19 protein-coding genes are annotated in these 25,841 nt (G+C 72.6%); 11 read left to right on the top strand and 8 right to left on the bottom strand.

Going from position 1 to position 25,841, the window contains the following annotated elements:
- The first annotated feature begins 432 nt into the window (after positions 1-432).
- Positions 433-1,464: a LacI family DNA-binding transcriptional regulator gene (locus Sru01_RS10325; RefSeq protein ID WP_203983792.1), complete on the top strand. Its 1,032-nt coding sequence runs from the start codon at positions 433-435 to the stop codon at positions 1,462-1,464.
- 93 nt (positions 1,465-1,557) lie between these two features.
- On the opposite strand, the gene Sru01_RS10320 is transcribed toward Sru01_RS10325, so the two are convergent.
- The gene (locus tag Sru01_RS10320; protein WP_203983790.1) at positions 1,558-2,979 is read right to left on the bottom strand and encodes a rhamnulokinase; all 1,422 of its coding nucleotides are present in this window, start codon (positions 2,977-2,979) and stop codon (positions 1,558-1,560) included.
- Entirely contained in the window at positions 2,976-4,010 is a 1,035-nt protein-coding gene (locus tag Sru01_RS10315) for a LacI family DNA-binding transcriptional regulator (RefSeq protein ID WP_203983789.1), read from the bottom strand. The genes Sru01_RS10320 and Sru01_RS10315 overlap by 4 nt, the downstream gene beginning before the upstream one ends.
- Before the next feature lie 277 nt (positions 4,011-4,287).
- Between Sru01_RS10315 and Sru01_RS10310 the strand changes: the two genes are divergently transcribed.
- From Sru01_RS10310 to Sru01_RS10300, 3 genes are all read left to right on the top strand, one after another.
- A complete protein-coding gene (locus Sru01_RS10310) occupies positions 4,288-4,605 on the top strand; it encodes an L-rhamnose mutarotase (RefSeq protein WP_203983788.1) in 318 nt (105 codons plus the stop codon).
- A gap of 13 nt (positions 4,606-4,618) precedes the next feature.
- Positions 4,619-5,773 (top strand): L-rhamnose isomerase, encoded by a 1,155-nt coding sequence (gene rhaI / locus Sru01_RS10305; RefSeq protein ID WP_203983787.1) that lies wholly within the window; start codon positions 4,619-4,621, stop codon positions 5,771-5,773.
- Positions 5,774-5,840: 67 nt separating this feature from the next.
- A complete protein-coding gene (locus Sru01_RS10300) occupies positions 5,841-7,889 on the top strand; it encodes a bifunctional aldolase/short-chain dehydrogenase (RefSeq protein ID WP_203983786.1) in 2,049 nt (682 codons plus the stop codon).
- Positions 7,890-7,984: 95 nt separating this feature from the next.
- Here Sru01_RS10300 and Sru01_RS10295 read toward each other — a convergent pair whose 3' ends face one another.
- Positions 7,985-9,262, bottom strand: coding sequence for a Gfo/Idh/MocA family oxidoreductase (locus tag Sru01_RS10295; RefSeq protein ID WP_203983785.1), 1,278 nt, complete (start codon positions 9,260-9,262; stop codon positions 7,985-7,987).
- A gap of 387 nt (positions 9,263-9,649) precedes the next feature.
- Here Sru01_RS10295 and Sru01_RS10290 point away from each other — a divergent pair, with 387 nt between their 5' ends.
- From Sru01_RS10290 to Sru01_RS10270, 5 genes are read left to right on the top strand one after another with little or no spacing between them, the layout of a single operon-like run.
- On the top strand, positions 9,650-10,267 hold the full coding sequence (locus Sru01_RS10290; protein WP_239137237.1) for a YesL family protein: 618 nt from the start codon (positions 9,650-9,652) through the stop codon (positions 10,265-10,267).
- Positions 10,264-11,814, top strand: a complete 1,551-nt coding sequence (locus tag Sru01_RS10285) for an extracellular solute-binding protein (protein ID WP_239137235.1) — start codon at positions 10,264-10,266, stop codon at positions 11,812-11,814. The genes Sru01_RS10290 and Sru01_RS10285 overlap by 4 nt, the downstream gene beginning before the upstream one ends.
- A 50-nt stretch (positions 11,815-11,864) precedes the next feature.
- Positions 11,865-12,833, top strand: a complete 969-nt coding sequence (locus tag Sru01_RS10280; protein WP_203983784.1) for an ABC transporter permease — start codon at positions 11,865-11,867, stop codon at positions 12,831-12,833.
- An 11-nt stretch (positions 12,834-12,844) separates the two neighbouring features.
- The gene (locus Sru01_RS10275; RefSeq protein WP_203983783.1) at positions 12,845-13,732 is read left to right on the top strand and encodes a carbohydrate ABC transporter permease; all 888 of its coding nucleotides are present in this window, start codon (positions 12,845-12,847) and stop codon (positions 13,730-13,732) included.
- 33 nt (positions 13,733-13,765) lie between these two features.
- Positions 13,766-16,495, top strand: coding sequence for an exo-rhamnogalacturonan lyase family protein (locus Sru01_RS10270; RefSeq protein ID WP_239137234.1), 2,730 nt, complete (start codon positions 13,766-13,768; stop codon positions 16,493-16,495).
- Between the two features lie 125 nt (positions 16,496-16,620).
- Here Sru01_RS10270 and Sru01_RS10265 read toward each other — a convergent pair whose 3' ends face one another.
- On the bottom strand, positions 16,621-17,670 hold the full coding sequence (locus Sru01_RS10265) for a LacI family DNA-binding transcriptional regulator (protein ID WP_203983781.1): 1,050 nt from the start codon (positions 17,668-17,670) through the stop codon (positions 16,621-16,623).
- A gap of 358 nt (positions 17,671-18,028) precedes the next feature.
- A complete protein-coding gene (locus tag Sru01_RS10260; RefSeq protein WP_203983780.1) occupies positions 18,029-19,459 on the bottom strand; it encodes a glycoside hydrolase family 10 protein in 1,431 nt (476 codons plus the stop codon).
- Positions 19,460-19,912: 453 nt separating this feature from the next.
- Here Sru01_RS10260 and Sru01_RS10255 point away from each other — a divergent pair, with 453 nt between their 5' ends.
- A complete protein-coding gene (locus tag Sru01_RS10255) occupies positions 19,913-21,976 on the top strand; it encodes an alpha-galactosidase (protein ID WP_239137232.1) in 2,064 nt (687 codons plus the stop codon).
- 433 nt (positions 21,977-22,409) lie between these two features.
- Here Sru01_RS10255 and Sru01_RS10250 read toward each other — a convergent pair whose 3' ends face one another.
- Positions 22,410-23,060 (bottom strand): uridine kinase family protein, encoded by a 651-nt coding sequence (locus Sru01_RS10250; RefSeq protein WP_203983778.1) that lies wholly within the window; start codon positions 23,058-23,060, stop codon positions 22,410-22,412.
- Between the two features lie 172 nt (positions 23,061-23,232).
- Between Sru01_RS10250 and Sru01_RS10245 the strand changes: the two genes are divergently transcribed.
- Entirely contained in the window at positions 23,233-24,063 is an 831-nt protein-coding gene (locus Sru01_RS10245; protein ID WP_203983776.1) for a transglutaminase-like domain-containing protein, read from the top strand.
- A 268-nt stretch (positions 24,064-24,331) separates the two neighbouring features.
- On the opposite strand, the gene Sru01_RS10240 is transcribed toward Sru01_RS10245, so the two are convergent.
- Both Sru01_RS10240 and Sru01_RS10235 read right to left on the bottom strand, forming a co-directional pair.
- Positions 24,332-24,904: a MerR family transcriptional regulator gene (locus Sru01_RS10240; RefSeq protein ID WP_203983775.1), complete on the bottom strand. Its 573-nt coding sequence runs from the start codon at positions 24,902-24,904 to the stop codon at positions 24,332-24,334.
- A gap of 10 nt (positions 24,905-24,914) precedes the next feature.
- Positions 24,915-25,775, bottom strand: a complete 861-nt coding sequence (locus Sru01_RS10235) for an SDR family NAD(P)-dependent oxidoreductase (protein ID WP_239137230.1) — start codon at positions 25,773-25,775, stop codon at positions 24,915-24,917.
- Positions 25,776-25,841 lie beyond the last annotated feature (66 nt).

The raw sequence follows: 25,841 nt of genomic DNA, 5'->3' as shown, positions 1-25,841 counted from the left end.
CGGGCACCGGTCCGGTCACTCGGTGACACACCCCGATCTAAACGGCCGTCCCGGCAAGCCCGGCCCGCCCGATGAAGCCATCGCCGGTAGGTCCACCCGCTCGCCGGAGATCCGCCGGGCGCGGGAATGTTTCAGCCGGCCCCCGGAGCCCGGCCGGCCGGGAATCACCTGCGCGCCGACGCCACCATGACCCGGCCGCGTCGCCCTCTTAAGCGTTTAATAATGGCGTCGTTCACCGTGCCGTTCCGGCGGACCCGCGGCGGCGCCGCCGGAACGGCACGTGCGAGAATGATCATCGATCGCCCGGCGCGCACCGCCACGCGCGCCGGCGGGCCGGCCCCGGGTGCGGCGGCGGGGTGGCCCGGCCGTCGACCGGCTCGTCCGCACCGGCCGGTAGGTTCTGAACGCGAGAAGGGAACGGGATCACCCGAGATGGGAGATGACGCGGTGAAGCGGCCGACCATCGCCGAGATCGCGGCCCGGGCCGGCGTCTCGATCGGTGCCGTGTCGTACGCCCTCAACGGCCGGCCGGGGGTCTCCGCCAAGACCCGCAAGCTCATCCTCGACATCGCCGACGAGATCGGCTGGCGGCCGAACGCGGCCGCCAGGTCCCTGTCCGGCTCCCGGGCGCACAGCGTCGGCCTGGTCATCGCCCGGCCGGCGGACACCCTTGGGGTCGAGCCGTTCTTCATGCGGTTCATCGCCGGGCTGGAACGCGAGCTGTCCGGGCGGCGCACCGCGCTGCTGCTGCAGGTGGTGGAGGACCACCGGGCCGCGATCGAGGCCATGCGCCTGTGCTGGGCCGAACGGCGCGTCGACGGCATGGTCGTCACCGACCTGTGGACCGACGACGCGCGGCTCCCGGTGCTGGCGGAGCTGCGGATCCCGGCCGTCCTGGTCGGCCGGCCCCGTGCGGGCACCGACCTGCCGGCGGTGTGGACCGACGACGCGGCGGCCGCGGTCGCGGCGGTCGACTATCTGGTGGCCCTCGGGCATCGCCGCATCGCCCGGGTCGCCGGGCTGCCCGCCCTGGAGCACACCCAGGTGCGCGTGGCGGCCTTCCGCCGGGCGGTGGCCGGTCACGGCCTCGGCGAGCCGCGGGTGCTCGAGACCGACTACACCTGGGAGGAGGGGGTGCGCGCCACCCGGACGCTGCTGTCCGGCCGCGACCGCCCGACCGCGATCACCTACGACAACGACGTGATGGCCACCGCCGCGCTCAACGTCGCCCAGGAGATGGGCATCGCCGTACCCGGCGAGCTGTCGATCGTGGCCGGCGACGACTCGCAGCTCTGCGTGATGGTGCGGCCGGCGCTGACCGCGCTGTCGTGGGACATCCAGGCGTACGGCGTGCACACCGCACGGGTGTTGATGGACCGGATCGACGGACGCTCGCCCGGCTCGCTGCAGGTCGCCACGGCCACGCTGGCCGTCCGATCGAGCACCGCCGCGCCACCGGCCTGACCCGCTGCGGGCGCCCGGACGCGAGCGGCGATCGCCGGCCCGGTGCCCTGCGCGCGACCGGCGGATCCGCCCGGCGGCGCCGGGCCCGGGCGGTCAGTCCGGGAGGCGGGCGGCGACGCGATCCCAGGCCGCCTCCTGCCGCGGGTGGAAGGTCCGCAGCGGCTCGCCGCGCCGGACGACCTCCCGGATGTCGTCGATCTCGCCGCGGGCGCGGGCCTGCACCAGCCCGTTGCCGAGGGCGGCCGCCTCGACCGGCCCGGCGATCACCGGCAGGCCGGTGGCGTCGGCGGTCATCTGGCACAGCAGGGTGTTGCGGGCGCCGCCGCCGACCAGGTGGACGACCTCGGCGTCCCGCCCGCTGAGCCGGACGGCCGCGCGCAGCGTGCGGCGGTAGGCCAGGGCGAGGCTCTCCAGCACGCACCGGACGGTCGCGGCCCGCCCGTCCGGCGGGCGCTGGCCGGTACGGCGGCAGTACGCGGCGATCCGGGCGGGCATGTCGCCCGGCGGGAGGAACGCCGGATCGTCCGGGTCGATCAGCGCGGCGAACGGCGGCGCCTGCCCGGCGGCGGCCAGCAGCCCGGGCAGCCGGGACGGCTCGTCCTCCCCCCAGGCGCGCAGGCACTCCTGCAGGATCCACAGGCCCATGACGTTGCGCAGGTAGCGGATGGTGCCGTCCAGCCCGCCCTCGTTGGTGAAGTTGGCCAGCCGGCTCTCCTCGGTGAGCACCGGCCCTGGCAGCTCCAGGCCGACCAGCGACCAGGTGCCGGAGGAGATGTAGGCGAACCGGTCACCGGTCGCGGGTACCGCCGCCACCGCCGAGGCGGTGTCGTGCGAGGCGACCGCGGTCACCTCGACGCCGCCGGGCAGCCCGGCCTCCTCGGCCACCTCGGCCCGCAGCGTCCCGGCCGGCGTGCCCGGCTCGCGGAGCGGCGGCAGGATGGCCGGCGGCAGGTCCAGCCGCCGGGCCAGCTCGTGCGACCAGGCGCGGGCACGCACGTCGTACAGGCCGGTGGTGGAGGCGTTGGTCGCCTCGGCGCCGATGGCCCCGGTCAGCCAGAAGGCCAGCAGGTCGGGGATCAGCAGCATGGCGTGCGCCCGGTCCAGGGCGGGCTCGGCGAGCAGCTGGTACACGGTGTTGAACGGCAGGAACTGCAGGCCGCCGATCCGGTAGAGCGTGGCCGCGCCGATCCGGGCGGAGACGGCCTCCATGATCCCGGCGGTCCGGGCGTCGCGGTAGTGCACCGGGTTGCCGATGAGCCGCCCGTCGCCGTCCAGCAGGCCGTAGTCGACCGCCCAGGAGTCGATGCCCACCGAGTCGACCGGGCCCGCGGCCCGCAGGCCGGTGAGGACGCCCTGGTAGAGGGCGAGCACGTCCCAGTGCAGGGTGCCGTTCACCCGCACCGGCCGGTTGGCGAACCGGTGCGCCTCGGCCAGCGTGGCCCGCCCGCCGGCCACCCGCACGAGCATGACCCGGCCGCTGGACGCGCCGAGGTCCACCGCGGCGTGGACGCTCACGCGTCGTCCCGGCCGGCGAGGGCGCGGCCAGTGGTGGACTCCCGGACCACGAGTTCGGGCTGGAACATAACCTGCTGGTGCACGTGGGTGTCGGGATGGTCGCACTCGTCGAGCAGCAGCTCGGTGGCGATCCGGCCCAGCCGGTGGGTCGGCTGGCGGACCGAGCTCAGCGACACGGCCGACGCCGCGGCGAAGTCGATGTCGTCGTAGCCGATGAGCGCGACGTCGCGCGGGACGCGCACGCCCGCGCGCAGCAGCTCGCGCAGGAAGCCCAGGGCCAGCAGGTCGTTGGCGCAGAACACCGCGCCGGGCAGGCCGGCGGCCAGCAGCGCCGCGGCGGCCCGCTGCCCGTCCCGCGCCGTCATGGCGGGCGTCTCGACGACCTCGATCGCCTCGTCCGGGTCCAGCCCGGCGGCGGCCACCGCCTGCTCGACACCGCGCCGCCGCTCCACGCACTGCCGGATGGAGCCGGGGCCGCTGACGTAGCCGATCCGGGTGGCACCGAGCGACAGCAGGTGGGCGGCGGCCATCTGCCCGCCGGAGAAGTCGTTCACGGCCACCGAGCACTGGTCGGGCCGGTGCGCGGGATGGTCCACCAGCACGACGTGGATGCCGCGCTCGCGCAGCGCGTCCAGCCGCGCCGGGTCGTCGTCGGACGGGGTGATCAGCACGCCGCGCACCCGCTGCTCGGCGAGCACCAGCAGGTTGCGCTCCTCCTTGTCGCGCGCGCCGGCCGAGTTGCCGAGGATCACCGCGTAGCCGAGGTCGCTGGCCACCTCCTCCACGCCCGCGGCGACGTCGGTGAAGAAGGGATTGCCGATGTCGATGACCGACAGGCCGATCGTCCGGCTGTGCCCGGCGCGCAGCGTCGAGGCCGATCCGTGCCGGACGAACCCCAGCTCCTGGATCGCGCGCATCACCCGCTCGCGCGTCTGCGGCGCCACCCGCTCCGGCCGGTTGAGCACGTTGGAGATGGTGCCGGGAGAGACGCCGGCGCGGGCGGCGACCTCCCGGATGCTCACGCTGCCCACGGCCCTCCTCGGCGGTGTCCAGGTCGGCTCGGCGTCCACTGTATTAAAACGTCTTATCACCCGCTGGCCCGACCCTACCCCAGCAGCACCCGGGCAGCCGCCCGCCACCCGGCGACCCGGTGCGGACCGGCGGGTCCGGACCCATTGACAAGCCTCGGCCGTGCCACGTAACGTCCCGGGCAGCTCCTACTAAAACGTTTCGATCAGTCCGTCGCGGTCGTGGCGCGGCGTGCGCACCGGCTTGGCGCACGCCGCGTCCGCGGGGAGGAGCGTGACCATGGAGCGTGTCTGCTTCCTGCTGCGGGTGCGGCCCGACCGGCTCGCCGAGTACCGGGAGCGGCACCGCGAGGTGTGGCCGGAGATGCGGGCGGCGCTGCGCGAGACCGGCTGGCGCAACTACTCGCTCTTCCTGCGGGACGACGGGCTGCTGGTGGGCTACCTGGAGACCGACGACTTCGCGGCGGCCCGGGCGGCGATGGCCGGACGCGAGGTCAACGCCCGCTGGCAGGCCGAGATGGCGCCGTTCTTCGAGGATCTCGACGGCCGTCCCGACGAGGGCATGGCCGCACTGCGCGAGGTCTTCCACCTTGACTGAGGCGAAGGGTCCGATGAGGGACGACATCCGGGCGGTGCTGCGCGGGCAGCGGATCGAGACGCCGTCGTGGGCGTACGGCAACAGCGGCACCAGGTTCAAGGTGTTCGCCCAGCAGGGCGTGCCCCGCGACCCCTACGAGAAGCTCGCCGACGCCGCCCAGGTGCACGCCTTCACCGGTGTCGCGCCGGCCGTCGCGCTGCACATCCCCTGGGACCGGGTCGACGACTACGCCGGGCTGGCCCGGTACGCGGCCGGCCTCGGGGTGGAGATCGGCGCGATCAACTCCAACGTCTTCCAGGACGACGACTACCGGCTGGGCAGCGTCACCAACCCCGACCCGGCGGTGCGGCGCAAGGCGCTCGGCCACCTGCTGGAGTGCGTGGACATCATGGACGCCACCGGGTCGGCCACGTTGAAGCTGTGGTTCTCCGACGGCACCAACTACCCCGGGCAGGACGACATCCGCGCCCGGCAGGACCGGCTCGCCGAGGCGCTGGCCGCCGTGTACGCCCGGCTGGGCGACGGGCAGCGGCTGCTGCTGGAGTACAAGCTCTTCGAGCCCGCCTTCTACCTGACCGACGTGCCCGACTGGGGGACGGCGTACGCGCACTGCCTCAAGCTGGGCGACAAGGCGCGAGTCGTGGTGGACACCGGTCACCACGCGCCCGGCACGAACATCGAGTTCATCGTGGCCTTCCTGCTGCGTGAGGGCAGGCTCGGCGGCTTCGACTTCAACTCCCGCTTCTACGCCGACGACGACCTGATGGTGGGCGCCGCCGACCCGTTCCAGCTCTTCCGGATCATGTACGAGGTGGTGCGCGGCGGCGGGCTCGGCCCGCACGTCGCGTTCATGCTCGACCAGTGCCACAACATCGAACCGAAGATCGCCGGGCAGATCCGCTCGGTGATGAACGTGCAGGAGGCCACCGCCAAGGCGCTGCTGGTGGACGTCGGCGCGCTGGCCGCCGCGCAGGCGGCGGGCGACGTGCTCGGCGCCAACGCCGTGCTGATGGACGCCTACGACACCGACGTCCGCCCGCTGCTGGCCGAGGTGCGCGCGGAGATGGGCCTGGACCCCGACCCGATGGCGGCCTACGCCCGGTCCGGCTACTTCGAGAAGATCCGCGCCGACCGGGTCGGCGGCACCCAGGCCGGCTGGGGCGCCTGACCCGCCCCGGCCCCGGCCCGTCCGCCATCGTTCCCGCCGGTCCCCGCACCACCCGTAGGGAGATCTCATGACCACGCCGGTCGAGCCGCTGCTGGAGCGCGCGCACCTGCTCGGGGCCGATCCACGCAACACCAACTACGCCGGCGGCAACGCCTCGGCCAAGGGCACCGCGGTGGACCCGGTGACCGGGGCGCCGGTGGAGGTCATGTGGGTGAAGGGCTCGGGCGGTGACCTCGGCACGCTCACCGAGGCCGGCCTTTCCGTGCTGCGCCTGGACCGGCTGCGCGCGCTGCCCGGCGTGTACCCGGGCGTCGAGCGCGAGGACGAGATGGTCGCCGCGCTCGACCACTGCGCCTTCGGCAAGGGCGGCGCGGCGCCGTCGATCGACACCGCGATGCACGGCCTGCTCGACGCGGCTCACGTCGACCACCTTCACCCCGACGCCGGGATCGCCATCGCCACCGCCGCCGGCGGCGCGGAGCTGACCCGGCGCGTCTACGGCGACCGGGTGGTGTGGGTGCCCTGGCGGCGGCCCGGCTTCCAGCTCGGCCTGGACATCGCCGCGATCAAGGACGCGCACCCGGCGGCCGTCGGCTGCGTCCTGGGCGGGCACGGCATCACCGCCTGGGGCGCCACCTCCGCCGAATGCGCCGACAACTCGCTGTGGATGATCCGCACCGCCGAGGCGTACATCGCCGAGCACGGCCGGGCCGACCCGTTCGGGCCGGTGCGGCCGGGGTACGAGCCGCTGCCCGAGGCGGCCAGGCACGAGCGGGCGGCGGCGCTGTTCCCGGTGCTGCGCGGCCTGTGCTCCACCGACGCCCGGCGGGTCGGCCACTACACCGCCACCCTCGAGGTGCTCGACTTCCTGTCCCGCGAGCGGCACCCGGAGCTGGCCGCCCGCGGCACCTCCTGCCCCGACCACTTCCTGCGCACCAAGGTCACCCCGCTGGTGGCCGATCTGCCGGCCGGCGCGCCGCTCGGCGAGCTGGCCGACCGGTTGGGCGAGCTGCACGCCGCCTACCGCGAGGACTACCGGGCCTACTACGAGCGGCACGCCACCGCCGCCTCCCCGCCGATGCGCGGCGCCGACCCGGCGATCGTGCTGGTGCCCGGGGTCGGCATGTTCTCCTTCGGCGCGGACGCCCAGACCGCGCGGGTCGCCGGCGAGTTCTACCTCAACGCGATCAACGTGATGCGCGGCGCCGAGGCGCTGTCGGCGTACGCGCCGATCGCGGAGGCCGAGAAGTTCCGCATCGAATACTGGGAGCTGGAGGAGGCCAAGCTGCGGCGGAGGCCGGCACCCAGGCCGCTGGCCACCCGGGTCGCGCTGGTCACCGGGGCGGGTTCGGGCATCGGCGCGGCCACCGCGCGGCGGCTGGCCGCCGAAGGCGCGTGCGTGGTGGCCGCCGACCGCGACCTGGCCGCCGCCGAGAAGGTCGCCGCCGAGATCGGGGCGGGTGCGCACCGCCCGGCCGACGCCGCGGTGGCCGTGCGGGCCGACGTCACCGACGAGGGGCAGGTCGCCGCGGCGGTGCGGCAGGCGGTGCTGGCCTTCGGCGGGGTCGACCTGGTGGTCAACAACGCCGGGCTGTCGCTGTCGCGCCCGCTGCTCTCGACCACGGCGGCCGACTGGGACCGCCAGCACGACGTGATGGCCCGCGGCTCGTTCCTGGTCTCCCGCGAGACGGCCCGGATCATGATCGCGCAGGCGATGGGCGGCGACATCGTCTACATCTGCTCCAAGAACGCGGTGTTCGCCGGCCCGGACAACGTGGCCTACGGCGCGGCCAAGGCCGGCCAGGCCCACCAGGTGCGCCTGCTCGCGGCCGAACTCGGCGAGCACGGCATCCGCGTCAACGGGATCAACCCCGACGGGGTGGTCCGGGGCTCGGGCATCTTCGCCGGCGGCTGGGGCGCCGACCGGGCCGCGGTGTACGGCGTGCCGGAGGAGGAGCTGGGCGCGTTCTACGCCCGGCGCACGCTGCTGGGACGCGAGGTGCTACCTGAGCACGTGGCGGCGGCTGTCTACGTCCTCACCTGCGACGAGCTGTCGCGCACCACCGGGACGCACCTCCCGGTGGACGCCGGGGTGGCCGCCGCCTTCCTGCGCTGAACCGGCCGGCCGTCCCGGCGCCGGATCCGCCCGGACCGGCCGGCCGGGCGACGTTTCCGCCGGGACGACGGCCGGGTGCCGGGACGACCGCGGGGTCAGCCGGCGAGCCGGGTGCCGGCGGCGGTGAGCCGGACGGGCCGGCCGGTGGTGGCCGAGGTGTCGGCGGCGACGCCGAGCAGGACACCGCGGATGCCGTCCAGGTACCCCGCCTGGCGGGCGAGCGGGTCGTCGCCGGGACCGCGGAACACGTCGTCCAGCAGCAGGGCGTCCCCGCCGCCGTGCGCGGCGCCGGCCGCCGGGATCGGGACGTCCTCCGGCTCGCGCCAGTGCCGGCGCAGGGTGAGCCGTTCCCACGAGCCGGCCGGGTGCTCGCCCGCGGTGGGGTCGATGGCGGCGTGCGGCGGGGTCCACGCCCGCTCCACCACCTCCAGGTCGATTCGCCCGCCCGTGCCGTTCAGCGCCACCCGGTACCCCTCGACCGGGGCGTGCGCGTTGAGGGAGTAGGTCAGCTGGGCGCCGCGGGTGTAGGTGGCCAGCACCGCCATGTTGTCCTCGATGGTGATGCCCTCGCCGAAGACGTCCCGGTCCCGCAGGTAGCCGTCCTCGTGCTCGGCGTCGAGGTACAGCCGCCGCAGCCGGGGGTCGGCCGCGATGTCCAGCAGGAAGGGGTCGGTGCCCAGGCCGGGGGCGCCCGCCGCGCGCTCGGGCCGGCCGGCCAGCCCGCGGGCCCGCGCGTTGCCGGCGCCGTAGAAGCGCAGGGCGGCCTGGGCGAAGACGGTCCGCGGGGCGTCGGCGAGCCACCAGCCGACCAGGTCGAAGTGGTGGGTCGACTTGTGCACGAGCAGGCCGCCGGAGTGGGACTTGCGCCGGTGCCACCGCCGGAAGTAGTCGGCGCCGTGGATGGTGTCGAGCGTCCATTCGAAGTGCACCGACGTCACCTCGCCGATCGCCCCGTCCATGACCAGCCGGCGCACCGTGGAGTTGCGCGGCGCGTACCGGTAGTTGAAGGCGACGACGAGCCGGCCGGTGCCGCGCTCGGCGGCGGCGGCGATCGCCGCGCAGTCGGCGGCGGTGGTGGCCAGCGGCTTCTCCACCACGACGTCGCGCCCGGCGTCCAGCGCGGCGCACACGTAGCGGGCGTGCGTGGCGTCCACGGTGGTGACGATGACGGTGTCGGCGAGTTCGAGCAGCCTGCCGAACTCCTCCGGGGCGAACCGGGGAACGTCCCGGCCGATCCGTTCGGCGTGGTAGTCCATCCGGGTCCGGTTGACGTCGCACAGCGCGACGATCTCCCCGGCGTCCCGCCATCCGCCGAGTAGCGCGTCGACGTACAGCTGCGCGCGATGCCCGAGTCCGACGAACCCGTACCTCATCCGCCCCTCCCGTCCGGTGCGGCGCCGGCCGCGCCGGTCGCCCGACCTCGCGCGCGGGTCACGCCAGGGCGCCGCCGGCCGCGGCGCGAACCGCCCGGCCGGCGACTGAAACGTTTCTGCGACCAGGACACCGCACCGCTGTACCGGTAACCGCGCCCAGCCGGACATCGTCGCGCTGAGCTGTCCACGGCGAGATCCCGCGTGCGTTGGGTCTTGTGAAAGTACCACAAGAACGTTTTAATCCCCGTAACGCGCGGTTCACATCGGCGACGATGCCTGACCGCGCGGCCGCGCCACCGACCGTTCCCACCGCGCCCCGACGGCAGGAAGAGACCCGGTGAAACCACACGCTCGCCCGGACATCCCCGGCCAGGACGGCGGGGCGCGATGACCGGCTGGTCGATCCGGCTCCATCTGTGCTGCGACGAGCTGCTGTGGGCGGCCCGGCTGAACCTGATGTGGCTGGTGTTCACCCTGCTCGGCGGCATCGTGCTCGGCGTCGGACCGGCCACGGTCGCGGCGTACACGCTGGCCAGGCGGCACGCGATGGGCGAGACGGTCCGTGCCTGGCCGGAGTTCGCGGCGGCCTACCGCCGGGAGTTCGCCCGCGGCTCGCTGCTGGTGCTGCCGCCGGCCGCGGCCGGCCTGATCCTGGCCGCCGACTACGTGTACTTCACGGCCACCGGGACGCAGGGACTCCGGCTGGTGACCTACCTGGCGCTCGTCGTGCTGGTCGTGGTGGCCGCCTACCTGCTGCCGATGTACGTGCACTACGACCTGCGGCCGCTGGCCTGCCTGCCCAGGGCGTCGTTGTTCGCGCTCACCCGGCCGGCCGGCTCGATCCTGCTGCTGTTCTGCCTGGCCGCGGTGACGGTGGCGGCGGTGTCGTTCCCGGTCCTGTTGCCCACGGTCGCCGTGGGCGGCTGGATCCAGCTGAATACCTGGCTCTGCCTGCGCTTCTTCGCCGAGAACGAGGCCCGCCTGCTCCTGAAAGGCAACCGATGAACCTTACCTCCCGCCGGCTGCTGGCCGGACTGCTCGCGATATCGACCGCGACCGCCGCGACCGCCTGTTCCTCCGGTGACGAGCCGGGCGCGACCAACGAGCTGACCATGATGGTCCCGCTCTTCGGCACCGCCCCCGACCCGGCGGGCGAGATGCAGAAGGCGGTCGAGAAGCTGGCCGGCAAGAAGCTCCGGATCACCTGGGTGCCGAATGCCGAGTACGGCGACAAGACCAACGTCACGCTGGCCTCCGACAAGCTCCCCGACCTGATGGTGGTCCAGGACCAGAAGGGCCCGTCCTTCGTGAAGGCCGCCGAGGCCGGCGCGTTCTGGGATCTCACCGGCAAGCTCGACAAGTACCCGAACCTGAAGCCCCGGAACGAGCAGACCCGGCTCAACTCCTCGGTCAACGGCCGCACCTTCGGCGTGTACCGGGTCCGCCCGCTGCTCCGCTCGGCCGTCCTGCTGCGCAAGGACTGGCTGGACAAGCTGGGCCTGCGACCACCGAAGACCACCGACGACCTGTACGAGATCGCCAAGGCGTTCACCGAGAAGGACCCCGACGGCAACGGCAAGAAGGACACCTACGGCCTCATCATTCCCAAGTGGCCGACCCCGGTGTTCAACAGCTCCAACCCGTACAACGCCATCGACGTGTGGTTCGGCGCCCCGAACGGCTTCGGCATGCGGGGTGGCCGGCTCGTCCCGGAGTTCGACACCCCCGAGTTCTTCGCGGCCAACCGCTACATCAAGAAGATGATCGACGAAGGGCTGGTCAACCGCGACTTCGCCACCCTCGACACCGGCAAGTGGAACGACCCGTTCGTGCAGGGCAAGGGCGGCATCATCATCGACGTCAACGTCCGGGCCACCCAGCTGTACGGGCTGCTCAAGGAGAAGGATCCCGACCGGTACACCGACATGCTCGCGATGACCGGCAACCTCGCCCGCCCGGACGGGCAGAAGTTCTCGCTGCCCTTCACCGGCTACAACGGCGTCCTGGCCATCTCCAAGCAGACGATCCGCACCGACGCGCAGCTGGACGAGGTGCTCAAGGTCCTGGACCGGCTGGCGTCCAAGGAAGGCGCGGTGCTGCTCACCAACGGCATCGAGGGCCGCAACTTCCGGGTGGAGGACGGCTACGCCGTGCACATCAACGAGGACGACCCGGCCGTCAAGACCATGAACAACGACGTCGACTACGCCTTCATCCAGCTGGGCACGACCGCCAGCGTCGGCGTCGGCGGCGACGCCTACGCGTGGAAGCCCGCCAGCAAGGCCGAGCAGGACAACCTGCGGCTGCGCGCGGAGCTGGAGAAGCTCGACCTGCAGACCGCGGTGCACGATCCGACCCTGCCCTACATCTCCCCCGCGTTGACCGCCAAGGGCGCGACCCTGAACCCGATCGTCACCGACGCCCGGGTCAAGTACCTGGCGGGTGAGATCACCGAGGAGCAGTTGAAGGCGGAGATCAAGCGCTGGTACGACAGCGGCGGCAGCCAGGCGGTCACCGAGTTCCAGGACCTGATCGCCAAGGGCGGCAACTGATCGTGGGACCCCGGGCGGCGTCCCGGACCCGCACCGGAAAGGAGGCCGCTGTGGCCACCGACCTGGCGCCGCCCGAGGTGAAGGCGGTCCCCGCGCCGGTGCGCCGGACGCGGATGTCGCCACGCACCGCGCTGCTGCGCTACCGATGGCTCTACCTGATGGTGCTGCCCGGTCTGGCGTACTTCCTGGTCTTCAAGTACCTGCCGATGCGCGGGCTGACCATCGCCTTCCAGGACTTCGTCCCGTTCCTCGGCTACGAGGGCAGCCAGTGGGTGGGCCTCAAGCACTTCGAGGAGCTGTTCACCGGGCCGGACTTCGGCCGGCTGCTCGGCAACACGCTGATCCTGGCGGCGCTGACCATCGTGTTCGCCTTCCCGGCGCCCATCGTCGTCGCGCTGCTGCTGAACGAGTTGCGGCTGGGCGTCCTCAAGCGCGCGGTCCAGTCGCTGATCTACATCCCGCACTTCCTGTCCTGGACGATCGTCGCGTCGCTGACGTACCTGCTGTTCTCGGTGGACTACGGGGTGATCGCCGGCCTGGTGCACGGCGTCGTCGGCGGCACCCGGGTCGACTACGTCGCCCAGGCCGAGTGGTTCCGGCCCGTCATCGTGCTGCAGACGCTGTGGAAGTCCACCGGCTGGGGCACCATCATCTACCTGGCGGCGCTCGCCGGGGTCAACGCCGACCTGTACGAGGCCGCCCGCATCGACGGCGCCGGGCGGTGGCGGCAGTTCTGGCACGTCACGCTGCCGGCGATCCGGCCCACCATCGTGGTCATGGCCATCCTCACCTCTGGCCACCTGCTGGACAACAGCTTCGAGCAGATCTGGCTGATGACCAATTCGCTGAACCGCTCGGTGGCCGACGTCTTCGACACCTACGTCTATTACGTCGGCATCACCCAGGGCGGCTACAGCTACGCCACGGCGGTGGGCCTGTTCAAGGGGGTGGCCGGCGTGCTGCTGATCTTCGGCTGTAACTGGCTGGCCAAGCGCCTCGGCCAGCGCGGACTGTTCTAGGCAGGAGACCCATGTCCCTCAGGCGCCCGCCCGGCGAGTACCGGTCGCCCGGCAGCAGACTCTTCGACATCCTCAATGTCGCGCTGCTGCTGGGCCTGGCGCTGGTCACCGTGCTGCCGCTGCTCTACGTGCTGGCGGCGTCGTTCGCCACCGAGTCGGAGATCGCCTCCCGGCCGTTCTTCCTGTGGCCGCGGCGCTTCATCACCTCGACCTACGAGTACATCTTCGAGACCGGCACCTTCGTCCGGGCGCTCATCACGACCATCTGTGTGACGGCGGCCGGCATGGTGATCCAGGTGCTGCTGACCTTCACGATGGCCTACCCGCTGGCCAAGCGGTACCTGCCCGGCCGCGCGCTGGTGCTCAACCTGGTCATCTTCACCATCGTCTTCAGCGGCGGGCTGATCCCCACCTACCTGGTCGTCCGTGACCTCGGGCTGCTCGACACCTACTGGGCGCTGATCCTGCCGCTGGCGATCAACCCGTTCTACCTGATCATCGTGAAGAGTTTCTTCCAGGAGCTGCCCCAGACGCTGGAGGAGGCGGCCCGGATCGACGGCTGCAGCGAGTTCGGCGTCTTCTGGCGGATCGTCCTGCCGCTGTCCAAACCGATCATCGCGACGTTCTCGCTGTTCTACGCGGTGGCGATCTGGAACGACTACATGTCGCCGCTGCTGTACATCGACGACACCCGCAAGTGGACGCTCCAGGTGATCGTCCGGCAGCTGACCGGCGCCGACGCGGAGAACGCCCTGTCACGGCTCGACTCGGTGCTGTTCCCGGTCGAGGGCATGAAGTTCGCGGTCGTCGTCATCGCCACCCTGCCGATCCTGTTCTTCTACCCGTTCCTGCAGAAGCACTTCGCCAAGGGCGTCCTGATCGGCTCGGTCAAGGAGTGACTCAGGCCGCCCCCACCGATGGAGGTTCGACGCATGGAAGTAACCCGGCGCGAGGTCCTGGCGGGCATCGCCGGCGTCCCGCTGTTCGCCAGGTCCGAGGGCGGCGGACCCGGCGGTGCCGCACCCGGCGGTCCGCGACCCGGCGACCGCCGGCCCGGCGCCGAGGGCGCCGCGGCGGCCGCCGTGCCGGAGGTGCGGCTGACCTGGCTGGAGGGCAGGCCGGGCACCGCCGCCGCCTCCACCTGGGGCACCCCGTGGCCCAAAGGGGTCGTGGCCAAGGGCCAGACCTTCTCGATCGCCGACGGCACCCCGGTGCAGAGCTGGCCGCTGGCCTACTGGCCGGACGGCTCGCTGAAGTGGACCGCGCACGCGATCGCCGCGGCCGCCCCCGCCGAGTCCTATACCCTGCGCGCGGGCACCCCGGCCGCGCCCGCCACGCCGGTCACCGTCCGGGACCAGAAGAACCACGTGGACGTGGACACCGGCGTGATCCGGGCGCGCATCCGCAAGAGCGGCACCGACCTGATCAGCCGGATCTGGCGGGGAGATGTGGAGATCGCCGGTAAGGGGCGGCTGGTCAACCTCAAGCAGGAGAAGATCGACGAGCACGATGACCGGACGACCGTCCTGGACCGCTACGAGAGCGACATCAAGCAGGTCGTCGTCGAGCAGGCCGGACCGGTGCGCGCCGTCATCCGGATCGAGGGCGGCTACGCCGGCAAGAAGGGCAAGTCCTGGCTGCCGTTCACCGTCCGGCTCTACTTCTACGCCGGCGCCGAGTCGATCCGCATGCTGCACACCTTCGTCTACGACCGGGATGGACGGCAGGACTTCATCGCCGGGCTCGGCGTCCGGTTCGCGGTGCCGATGCGGGACGCCGCCTACGACCGGCACGTCCGTTTCGTCGGCGAGGGGCACGGCATGCTCGCCGAGGCGGTGCAGGGGATCACCGGCCTCCGCCGCGACCCCGGAGCGGCGGTGCGGGCCGCGCAGATCGCGGGCAGCAAATTGCCCGATCCCGCCACCTGGGACCAGCGGGTCACCACCCGCCTGCAGTACATCCCCACGTGGGGCGACTACTCGCTCGGCCAGCCGTCGGCGCGGGGCTTCACCCTGAAGAAGCGCACCAAGAAGGGCTACGGCTGGGTCGCCGTCGACCAGGGCGGGCAGGCCTCCGGGCTCGGCTACGTGGGCGGCGTCAGCGGAGGCCTGGCATTCGGGCTGCGCGACTTCTGGCAGCGCCACCCCGCGCAGCTCGACGTCCGCGACGCGCACACCGGCGAGGCCGAGGTCACCGTCTGGCTCTGGTCACCCGAGGCCGGGCCGATGGACATGCGGTTCTACCACGACGGCATGGGCCAGGACACCTTCCCCGAGCAGCTCGAAGGGCTCAATATCACCTACGAGGACTACGAGGCCGGCTTCGGCACCCCCTACGGCGTCGCCCGCACTCACGAGCTGATGTTCTGGGCGCTGCCCGCGACCCCGCCGGCCGAGCGGCTCGGGGCCATGGCCGACCAGCTCCGCACTCCCCCGCAGTTGGCCAACCCGGTCGCGCACCTGGTGTCGGCCCGGGTGTTCGGCGGGCTGTTCGCGCCGGTGGACCGCTCGACCCCGGCCCGCGCCGCCGTCGAGGACCACCTGGACTTCCTGTTCGACTTCTACCGGGGGCAGGTCGAGCAGCGCCACTGGTACGGCTTCTGGAACCACGGCGACATCATGCACACCTTCGACGAGGACCGGAAGGTGTGGCGGTACGACGTCGGCGGCTACGCGTGGGACAACTCCGAGCTGTCCCCGGACCTGTGGCTGTGGTACGCCTACCTGCGGTCCGGACGTGCCGACGTGTTCCGCTTCGCCGAGGCCATGACCCGGCACACCAGCGAGGTGGACGTCTACCACCTGGGCGAGTGGGCTGGCCTGGGCACCCGGCACGGCGTGCAGCACTGGGCCGACAGCGCCAAGCAGCAGCGCATCTCCACCGCGATCTACCGCCGCTTCTACTACTACCTCACCGCCGACGAGCGCACCGGCGACCTCATGCGGTCGCTGGTCGACTCCGACGAGACGTTCCTGGCGCTCGACCCGCTGCGGAAGATCCGCACCGAGCCGTACACGCCGGACCCGCACGCGCTGGCCATCGGCCTGGGCACCGACTGGAGCGGCCTGGCCGCCGCCTGGCTGACCGAGTGGGAGCGCGGCGGCGACCCGGTGGCGGAGACAAAGCTCAAGGCGACGATGCGGACGATCGCCGCGATGCCCAACGGCTTCGTCACCGGCGAAGGGCTGTACGACCTTTCCACCGGCGAGTTCGCGCCGGCCGCCAAGAAGGTCGCGGTCTCCCACCTGTCGGCGATGTTCGGCCAGGTCGAGGTGTGCGCCGAGCTCATCGACCTGGTGGACATGCCGGAGTTCGAGAAGGCGTGGCTGCAGTACTGCCGGCTGTTCAACGCCACCACCGCCGAGCAGACCGCCGAGACCGGCGCGGGGTTCGGCAACCTCATCCTGCGGCAGGGCCACTCCCGGCTCACCGCCTACGCCGCGGCCCGGCTGAAGCGCGACGACCTGGCCGACCGGGCGTGGCGGGAGTTCTACACCGGCGACGGCTACGCGCCGAACCTGCCGTGGCGGGCGGAGAAGGTCACCTCGACGCTCAACCCGACCGAGCAGGCCCCGTGGGTGTCCACCAACACCACCGCGCTGTACGGCCTGGCCGCCATCCAGAACCTCGCCCTGGTCGGCCCGCGCATCCCCAACCCCTGATCATTGGCGGCGGCGACATCCCCGGCCGGCGCCGCGCGTGCCGGCGGCCCGGAGGAGGCATGCCGGCCGGCCGCTCCGGATCCGGGGGCCGCCGGTGTGAACCCTTCGCGGCGACTGGGCCACGATCACCGCGCTGGGGGATGGCCCGCCACGAGGCCGCGCCGGTGGTCACTCGATGTCCGGACCACCAGCTCCGGCTGGAAGACGACGTGCCGGTGCCCGTGCCGGTCGCCCTCCAGCGCCTCCTCCAGCAGCAGTTCCGCGGCCGTGCGACCGAGAAGGGCGCGAGGCTGGCGCACGGAGCTGAGCGGAATGGCGGCGGCCGCCGCGAAGTCGATGTCGTCGTAGCCGACCAGCGCGACGTCCTCCGGCACCCGGATACCGTGCACGGTGAGTCCCTGCAGCACGCCGAGCGCCAGCAGGTCGTTGGCGCAGAACACCGCCGTCGGGCGCTCGCCCTCCGGCCGCGCCGCCAGGTCATCGGCGGCCTGCCGGCCCGCCGCGACCGACAGGCCGGCCGTCTCGTACGTCTCCAGCCTCGCCCGCGGAGCCCGCTCGGCCAGTGCCGCGGTCGCGCCGGCCCGGCGGTCGGCCACCTGCCGGATCGACAGCGGTCCACCGACGTACATGATCCGCTCGTGGCCGTGGCCGACGAGATGCTCGGCCGCCAGGCGGCCTCCGGCGATGTCGTCCACGGCGACGGAACAGCGGTTCGGATGACCGGAACCCCGGTCGACCAGCACGACGGGAATACCGTGCGCGATGAGCGCGTCCAGACGCTCGTGCCTGCCGTCGGACATCGGGGTGATGAGCAGCCCCTGAACCCGCTGCTCCTCGAGCATGTCGAGATGCCGGTCCTCCCGCCGGGCGTTCTCGCCGCTGTTGCAGACCACCAACATCCCGCCGGAGCTCTCGACGACCTGCTCGGCCCCCTGGATCACATCGGTGAAGAAGGGATTGGACACGTCCAGGACCACGATGGCGATGGTCCGGCTGCGGCCGGCGCGCAGCTGCCGGGCGGAGTCGTTCCGCACGTACCCCAGCTTGTGGATGGCGTCCAGCACCCGCTGGCGCGTGGTCGACGCCACCACCTCGGGCCGGTTGAGCACGTTGCTGACGGTGCCGAGTGACACCCCCGCGTACCGCGCCACTTCCTTGATATTGGCGGATGCCATGCTCAGCCCACCCCGTGATCGTTGATCCGCGCGTCGCCGGCGGCCGCGCCGGCTGATCAACCCCCGGTGGCCCGGCGGCGCCCACTCCGATCCTCCGCCCGACCCGGTGACGCGGCAAAGCCCGCGGCATTGGCTGACGAACGCGAATCATGTCCCGCTTCGCGGCAACACCACACCACTTCTGTCACTATATCCAGGCAGTGAAAGGATTCAACTCAGCCAACGAACGCCGGTTGATATTCCATCCGTGCGGTGGTCGGTGGCGTCCGCACCGGCAGCCACCGCGGCACCGCCGACCTGGATGCAGCGGGCGAACCGGGCCGGCCGGGGGCGTTCCCGGCCGGCCCGCGGGGCCTGCTCAGGGACTGGTGCAGGTCGCGGTGGGGGTGGCGGCGGTGCCGTTGGCGGTGAAGCCGAAGGTGGTGGAGCCGCCGGCCGGCACCGAGCCGTTGTAGGCGGCGTTCTTCACCGTCACGGCGGACCCGGAGACGGTCTGGATGCCGTTCCACAGGCTGCTGATGGACTGGCCGCCCGGCCAGCTCCACTTCACCGTCCAGCCGTTGACCGCCGAACTACCGGCCCGGACGGTGACCTCGGACTGGAACCCGCCGCCCCAGCTGTTCACCGTCGAGATCGTCGCCGAACACGCCCCACCGGGACCCGGCGACGGCGACGGGCTCGGCGACGGGCTCGGCGAAGGGGACGGGGACGGGGACGGCGAGGAGGTGCCGCTGTTCAGCGCGTTGAGGGCCGCGGTGTAGGCGGGTTTGGGCTGGTAGCTCGCGTCCCACATCATCGGCGCGCCGTAGCCGGGGAACGTCCCGGGTATCCAGGAGTGGCCGTCGTCCACGCCCCACTGGCTGATGCCGACGCAGCGGGCGACCGCCAGGCAGGAATTCACGATCCTGCCGTAGTCGGTGCCCTGCTGCTGCAGCTCGGAGCTGTCGGCCGGCATCTGGATGCGGTCGTCCAGCTCGGTGATGGCGACGTCCAGGCCGAGGTCGGCGAAGCGCTGCAGGTTGGCCTGCAGCGTCGAGGGGACCTGGCCGACGATGAAGTGGGCCTGCACCCCGATGCCGTCCAGCGGGGCGCCCTGCGACTTCAGCGACCGGGCCAGCGCGTACAGCGCGTCGCTCTTGGCGTTGACGCCCTCGACGTTGTAGTCGTTGATGTACAGCCTGGCGTTCGGGTCGGCGGCGCGGGCGGCCCGCAGCGCGACGGCGAAGTAACCGGTGCCCATCGCCTTGTAGAACGCGTCGTTGCGGTAGCTGCCGTCCTCGTTGAACGGCTCGTTGACGACGTCCCAGGCGTAGATCTTGCCCTTGTAGTGGCCGGCCACGTTGGCGATGTGGTTCTCCATCGCGCTCTGCACCTGGTTCAGCGGCAGCGCGCTGACCCATGACGGCAGCTGGTTGTGCCACACCAGGGTGTGCCCGCGCACCCGCATGCCGCGTGCCTGGGCGAAGGAGACGATCTGGTCGCCCCCGGAGTAGTTGAACGATCCCCGGGACGGCTCGGTGGCGTCCCACTTCATCTCGTTGCCCGGCGTCACCATGTCGAACTGGGCGGCAGCCAGGGTGGTCAGGCTGGTGTTACTCAGATCTCCCCTGGTCAGCGCGGTGCCGAAATAGCGTCCTTTGGCCTCGGCCGCGGCCTTCAGCGTGGACGCCGCCTGGGCGGGCATCGCCAGGCCCACCGCGACGGCGGTCACCACCGAAATGACCGCGGCCAGCGTGGCGGCCGCCCCGCGGGCCCTGGACGGTCGCGCCACGGTATCGGACGGTCTCATGTGTCCTCCAGCGGAGATCCGATGCTGAACTGCGGCCGTGCCGCCGTGCCGGCGTCCGGCGCTCGAACGTGCGGGCCAGGCCGCCGGCCTGGATCAGCGATCGTCGGCGGGAGCGGACGGCGCGTCCGCGGCGGGCCGTCCGGTGGTCCGCAGAGCCGGCCGTCCCGACCACCGGCAGTCCCCGCACGCCGGGGACCGTACCGCCGCCCTCCCGGATCAGGCCACCCGTGGCCCCGGCGGGCCGGCGTTCCCGCACGTTAATCGCGTGCGGTCCTGAAAGTTTCGCGCTCCGCGGGTGTTCCGTCTCCCGGCCCGACCACGCCGGCCGCGGCGGGCGAACGGCCGTGACCTTCGGCGGCCGTCCGGTCACCTGCTGACCCGCCCCGCCTCCCCGGCCGGGGAGGCGGGTAGGTTCTGATCGGCTGACCTCCCCCCGACCGCCGTGGAGTGCCGGTGATCGTACTTTCCGCGGACGGCGTCGCGCTGATGCTCGACGTCGCCGGCCCGCGCCTGCCCCGGGTGCTGTACTGGGGCGCCTGCCCGGGACCTCAGGGCGACCCGGCCGAGCCGCCGCCCGGCCCGGCGCTGGATCTGGTGCCCGCCCAGGGCGACGACTGGTTCGGCCGGCCGGCGCTGGCCGGTCACCGTGACGGCGCCTGGCGGCCGCACCGCTTCACCCTGGCCGAACCGGTGAAGGTGGACGGCAGCCGCGTGCACGCCCGCGCCGCCGACCCCGGTGCCGGGCTGGAGCTGCGGGCCGAGATCGAGCTGACCTCGCACGGCGTGGCGCGGATGCGCTACGAGCTGGTCAACACCGCCGTCGACCCGTACACGCTGGACCGGCTGGCCTGCCTGCTGCCGCTGCCCGCGCAGGCCGGCGAGGTGCTCGACTTCGCCGGCCGGTGGGCGCGCGAGCGCGTCCCGCAGCGGGCGCCGCTGGGGCAGGGGGTGTGGTCGCGGGAGAGCCGCCGCGGCCGCACCGGGTTCGACGCCGGCCCGCTGGTCGCGGGCACCCCCGGCTTCGGGTTCCGGAGCGGCGAGGTGTGGGCGGTGCACGTCGCCTGGAGCGGCAACCACGTCCACTACGCCGAGCGGCTCCCCGACGGCACCACCGTGCTGGCCGGCGGCGAGCTGCTGGAGCCGGGCGAGATCCGGCTCGGCCAGGGCGAGACCTACCGCACCCCGTGGGTGTACTTCGCGAGCTCCGGCACCGGGCTGGACGGGCTGAGCCGCCGGTTCCACCAGATGGTGCGCGCCCGGGACGGCCACCCGCGCACCGCGCGCCCGGTGACGATGAACACCTGGGAGGCCGTCTACTTCGACCACCGAGAGGACCGGCTGCTGGCGCTGGCCGATGCCGCCGCCGAGGCGGGCGCCGAGCGGTTCGTCGTGGACGACGGCTGGTTCCGGCACCGCCGGAGCGACAACGCCGGCCTGGGCGACTGGTACGTGGACGAGGCCGTCTGGCCCGGCGGGCTGCACGCGCTGGTGCGCCGGGTGCGCGAGCACGGCATGCAGTTCGGGCTGTGGTTCGAACCCGAGATGGCCAACCCCGACTCCGACCTGGTGCGCGCGCACCCCGACTGGCTGCTCGCCGACCCCGAACGGCTGCCGTTCCCCCAGCGCGACCAGCACACCCTGGACCTGGCCCGGCCCGAGGTGTACGCCTACCTGCTGGAACGCATCGGCGCCCTGGTCGCCGAGTACGGCATCGACTACATCAAGTGGGACCACAACCGCGACCTGGCCGACCCGGTGCACCAGGGCGTCCCTGGCACGCACGCGCAGACCAGGGCCGTCTACCGGCTGCTGGACGAGCTGCGGGCCCGCTTCCCCGGCCTGGAGATCGAGTCCTGCTCCTCCGGCGGTGCCCGCGCCGACCTCGGCATCCTTGCGCGCACCGACCGGATCTGGGGCTCGGACAACATCGACCCGTTCGAACGCCAGCACATCCAGCGCTGGACCGGCCTGCTGCTGCCGTACGAGCTGATCGGCAGCCACGTCGGCTCGGCCCGCGCGCACATCAGCCACCGGACCACGAGCATCGGGTTCCGCGCGGCCACCGCCCTGTTCGGCCACGCGGGCATCGAGTCCGACATCACCGCCTGGCCCGCCGAGGACCGGGCCGCGCTGGCCGAGTGGATCACCCTGTACAAGGAGCTGCGGCCGCTGCTGCACACCGGCGAGGTGGTCCGCGCCGACCATCCCGACCCGGCGGCCTGGGTGCACGGCGTCGTCGCCGCCGACCGGAGCCAGGCGGTGTTCGCCTACGTCCAGCTGGCGACCTCGGTCACCGAACGCCCCGCGCCCATCCGGCCGCCCGGCCTGGACCCCGACGCCGAGTACACCGTCCAGGCGATCCCCGGCGCGGTGTCCGGCCCGGCCGGCCACTGGCCCGAGTGGGCCGCCCGCCGGCCTCGGCTCACCGGCCGCGCCCTGGCCACCGTCGGCCTGGCCGCCCCCCGCTACGCCGACCGCCCCGGCACCGCCTTCCTGTTCCGCCTCACCCGTACCTGAACCCGCCGCCGGGTGGCGGGTGTCACCGGTGGACACCGGCCGGACCTGGTGGCACCCGTGCGCCTGGTGACGCCGGTCCGGTGACCGGGATCGGCCCCGGTCACCGTCCGGGCGACGCCGGTCGATCAGTCGACGTAGTCGCTTGTGAGGCGCGCCCGGCTCCACACGGCCGTCCTGTACTGATCTTCACCGGCCACCGGGCGGGCCGATGAGCAGCGCCAGACCGGCGTCGGCCAGGACGCGACGGAGCGCGGAGGCCCGCCTGCCGGGTCCGGTGGCGCGTCCGCCGCCCGCGTGTCAGTCACCGGCCCGGCGTACGAAGCCGCGCCCTGCCCGCCAATCCATCGATCGGCAGAGATGCGACTCGATTCCCGGTGGACGCGCGGGGACGGAGACCTGCGCGAGCCTGGCCGACTGGCCCGCCACCTTGGCTCTAGGACCTGATCGGCGGGGCGATGACCAGCTCGGCGGCCGGGTCATGGTCGATCTGCCGGGAGCCGGCGATGATCATCGTGGCGCTGGCCCAGGGCTGTTCTCGCAAGAGGAACGGCAGTTCTTCCAGCAGCCAGTTCGCCACGTGTTCCTGCTGCTCGGGGGAGTCACCGTCCCGGGCGACCAGGAGGCGCTCCTGCTCATCGAGGTCGCCCTGGATCCACACCGAGGCGTCCAGCCACGGAGCGAGCTCCTGCCGGATGATGCCGGTGCCCTCGACCCAGACATACTCGGTACCGGCCGGGATGGTGATCGATCCGGGCCGGTCCTTGGCGATCCAGGCCTCGGGCCGGAAGTCCACCGCCTCCCCCCGGTGCAGGGGAAGCAGGATGTTCTCCAGGAGCACGGTGCCCCAGTCGAAATAGGCGTGGTTCCAGGCGATGTCGTCGGAGTGCACGACGGCGGAGCCGGGCACCACCTCGCGCAACCGCCTGGCCAGGGTCGTCTTGCCGGCCCCGCCCCGGCCGTCGATCGCGATCACCCGGGGCCGCCCGGTGACGCCGGGTGCCGCGCCGTTCAGTCGCCGGACGGCGTCGAGCAGCGGCATCACCTGCCAGCCGGAGGCCTCGGGCTCACCTGGGTACAGACGCATTCGACCTCTCTTCGGAGATGGACGACATGGAGGCGATCCCCGGCGGAATGCCGGTACGCCGACCCTATCGAGATGATCAACGCCCGCTGCCGGGGTGTCCAGGATGAGCCGCAGGAACGCGACGGGCCGGGTGGCCTTCTCGTACCGGGCCCAAAATCCTATGATCCGCACCATGACGGATGACGTGCTCTACTACTCGTTACCCGGCCCGCTCACGGGTCTCGATCCCGCCCAGCTCCGGCTCGCCGAGGGGTTGCCCGATGACCCCGTCGGCATCTGCGCCGTAGCGCAGGGCCTGGTCATCCACATCGCCAACGTCGGCCCGCTGAACCTTCCCGAAGACCGCCTCGCCGAAAAGGACATCAGGCCGGTCAGCGCCCTGATCACCGCGCTGACCACGCTCGACCCGTCCCCTCTCCACCAGGCCCGACCTCCCGAGAGGCGCGTCGTCGGCACCTGCCGGGACTTCGCCACGCTCGCCTGCGCCCTGCTGCGGCTACGAGGCATCCCCGCACGCGCGAGATGCGGGTTCGGCATGTACTTCGAGGAGGGCTACGGCCTCGACCACTGGATCACCGAATACCGGCACGACGGGGAAGACCGCTGGGTGCGGGTCGACACCGAGCACCTCGGCCGCGGCTTCGTCGCCCGCCCCGACGACCTGGCCGAAGGCGAGTTCCTGACCGGAGGCGAAGCCTGGACCCGCTATCGCCAGGGCCACATCGACGGCCACCGTTTCGGCGTTCCCCGCACGGACCACGCCTGGGGACCGTCCGAGATCCGCGGCAACGCGGTTCGCGACCTCGCCGCACTCTGTAAAAAAGAGATGCTGCCCTGGGACGAATGGGGCCGGATGGCCGACGCCTACGCCGGCAGGACGGGCCCAGACTACGACGTTCTTCTCGACGCCCTGGCCGACACCTGCGCCGCCGCTCGTCCCCCCGCCCTCTCCGGCCTTTCCAACCACCCCGACCTCGCCGTTCCCGCCCACCTGCTCGACTGATGGTCGGCTTCGGCCTGGGGTGACATCCGGCGCTCCCGGATCACCGCGCGATCCACGGTCTGCTCCAGCGTGGTCGACACGAAGATGCGCAGCCCTCATCGTTCGACCAGTTCCGGGCGCATGAGGAAGACACCGTCGAAGAGCAGCACAGCGCCGGCGGAGGCAACCGTGACCGGTGAGGGCAACGCGGTATCCGTCGTGCGATCGTAGACCGCGTGTTGGAAGCGTCGATCTCCATCCGGACCGAGCGGATCGAGTAGGACCCGGTTCAGCGCGTCATAGTCGTGGGTGTCGCGAGTGTCCGCCGCAGCGGCTCATCCGGCGGCGCCGTGCGGCCGGTACCGGTGAGGGGGCCGCCGGCCGGAACGTCCGGTCCGGTCGAACCCCCGTACGTGGCGATCTTGTATTCGACCGCCGTGAGGGAGAGCGTCAGCTCGCGGATGCGGCGGCGGATGGTGTCGCGATGTTCGACCAGCACGTCGAGCCGCTCCGGCACCGTGTGCCCGCCGGCATCGACGAGCGAGACGTAGTGCCGCAGGTCGCGCATCGGCATGCCGGACAGCCGCATCCGGGTGAGGAACACCAGGCGCCGAACGGCTCCGGCGTCGTAGACGCGATGACCGTTACCGTCGCGGGCCACCTCGACCAGCCCGGCCCGCTCGTAATAGCGCAGCGTGTGAGGTGAGATGTCGAGGAGGCCGGCGACATCGGCGATCGTCATCGTCGCCGGCAGATCGGCCAGGCCGGCCGGACCGGCGAGGCGGTGGATCGCCTCGGCCGACAGCGGACCGTCGTCCCCGAGCGCCTCGAGCGCCCTGGTCATCAGATCGTCGGTGGCCATGCCTGCGAGCCTAGACGGGCCGTACCGATGCGGGGAGGCCCGCGAAGTCGGCGCCGCGGGCCGTCTCGGCCCACCGCTCGACCTCGGCCAGGCCCCGCCGGTAGGCAGCCGAGATCCGCTCGACCGCCTCGCGCCCGAGCGGCAGCCGCAGCGGCACCTCGTCGCCGTGCACGAGGGACACGATGATCTCGGCCGCCCGCGCGGGGTCGCCTTCCTGGCGGCCGTCGGCCCCGGCCATGTCCGCCCGCACGCCGGCCAGCAGGTCACGGTAGGGCGCGGACGGCTCGGCGAACTCGAGCACGTCGCCCCCGTTGAAGCCGGTCCGGAACCGGCTGGGCTCGACGAGCATCACCCGGATCCCGAACGGCGCGACCTCCCCGGCCAGCGCCTCCGACCAGCCTTCGAGGGCGAACTTCGACGCGGAGTAGGCCGACACGCCGGGGAACGACGTCCGCCCGCCCTGGCTGCTCATCTGCACGATCGTCCCGGTGCCCTGCTCGCGCATCGCGGGCAGCGCCGCCCGGACGAGCGCGGCGGGGCCGAACAGGTGCAGATCCATCAGCTCGCGCAGCTGCGCGTCGCCGACCTCCTCGGCCGCTCCGACCACGGCCCGGCCCGCGTTGTTGACCAGCACGTCGAGCCGGCCGAAGCGGTCGATGGTGTCGCGCACCAGCCCCGGGGCCGCGGCGACGTCCCGGACGTCGAACGTCGCGAGCAGGCAGTCGTCCGGGTACCCGGCCGCCAGATCGGCCACGCTCTCGGGCCGGCGCACCGCCGCCACCACGTGGTCGCCCGCCGCGAGCGCCGACTCCGCCAGCGCGCGTCCGAACCCCCGCGACGCGCCGGTGATGATCCAGCTCTGTGTCGTCATGGCGGGGACGCTATGCCTTCGAGCGCGCTCGAACGCAAACCGACGTGACCACCAGAACGGGAGATC

The sequence above is a fragment of the Sphaerisporangium rufum genome (assembly GCF_016863395.1).
Taxonomy (GTDB): domain Bacteria; phylum Actinomycetota; class Actinomycetes; order Streptosporangiales; family Streptosporangiaceae; genus Sphaerisporangium; species Sphaerisporangium rufum.
This window is presented reverse-complemented; position numbering and strand designations above follow the sequence as displayed.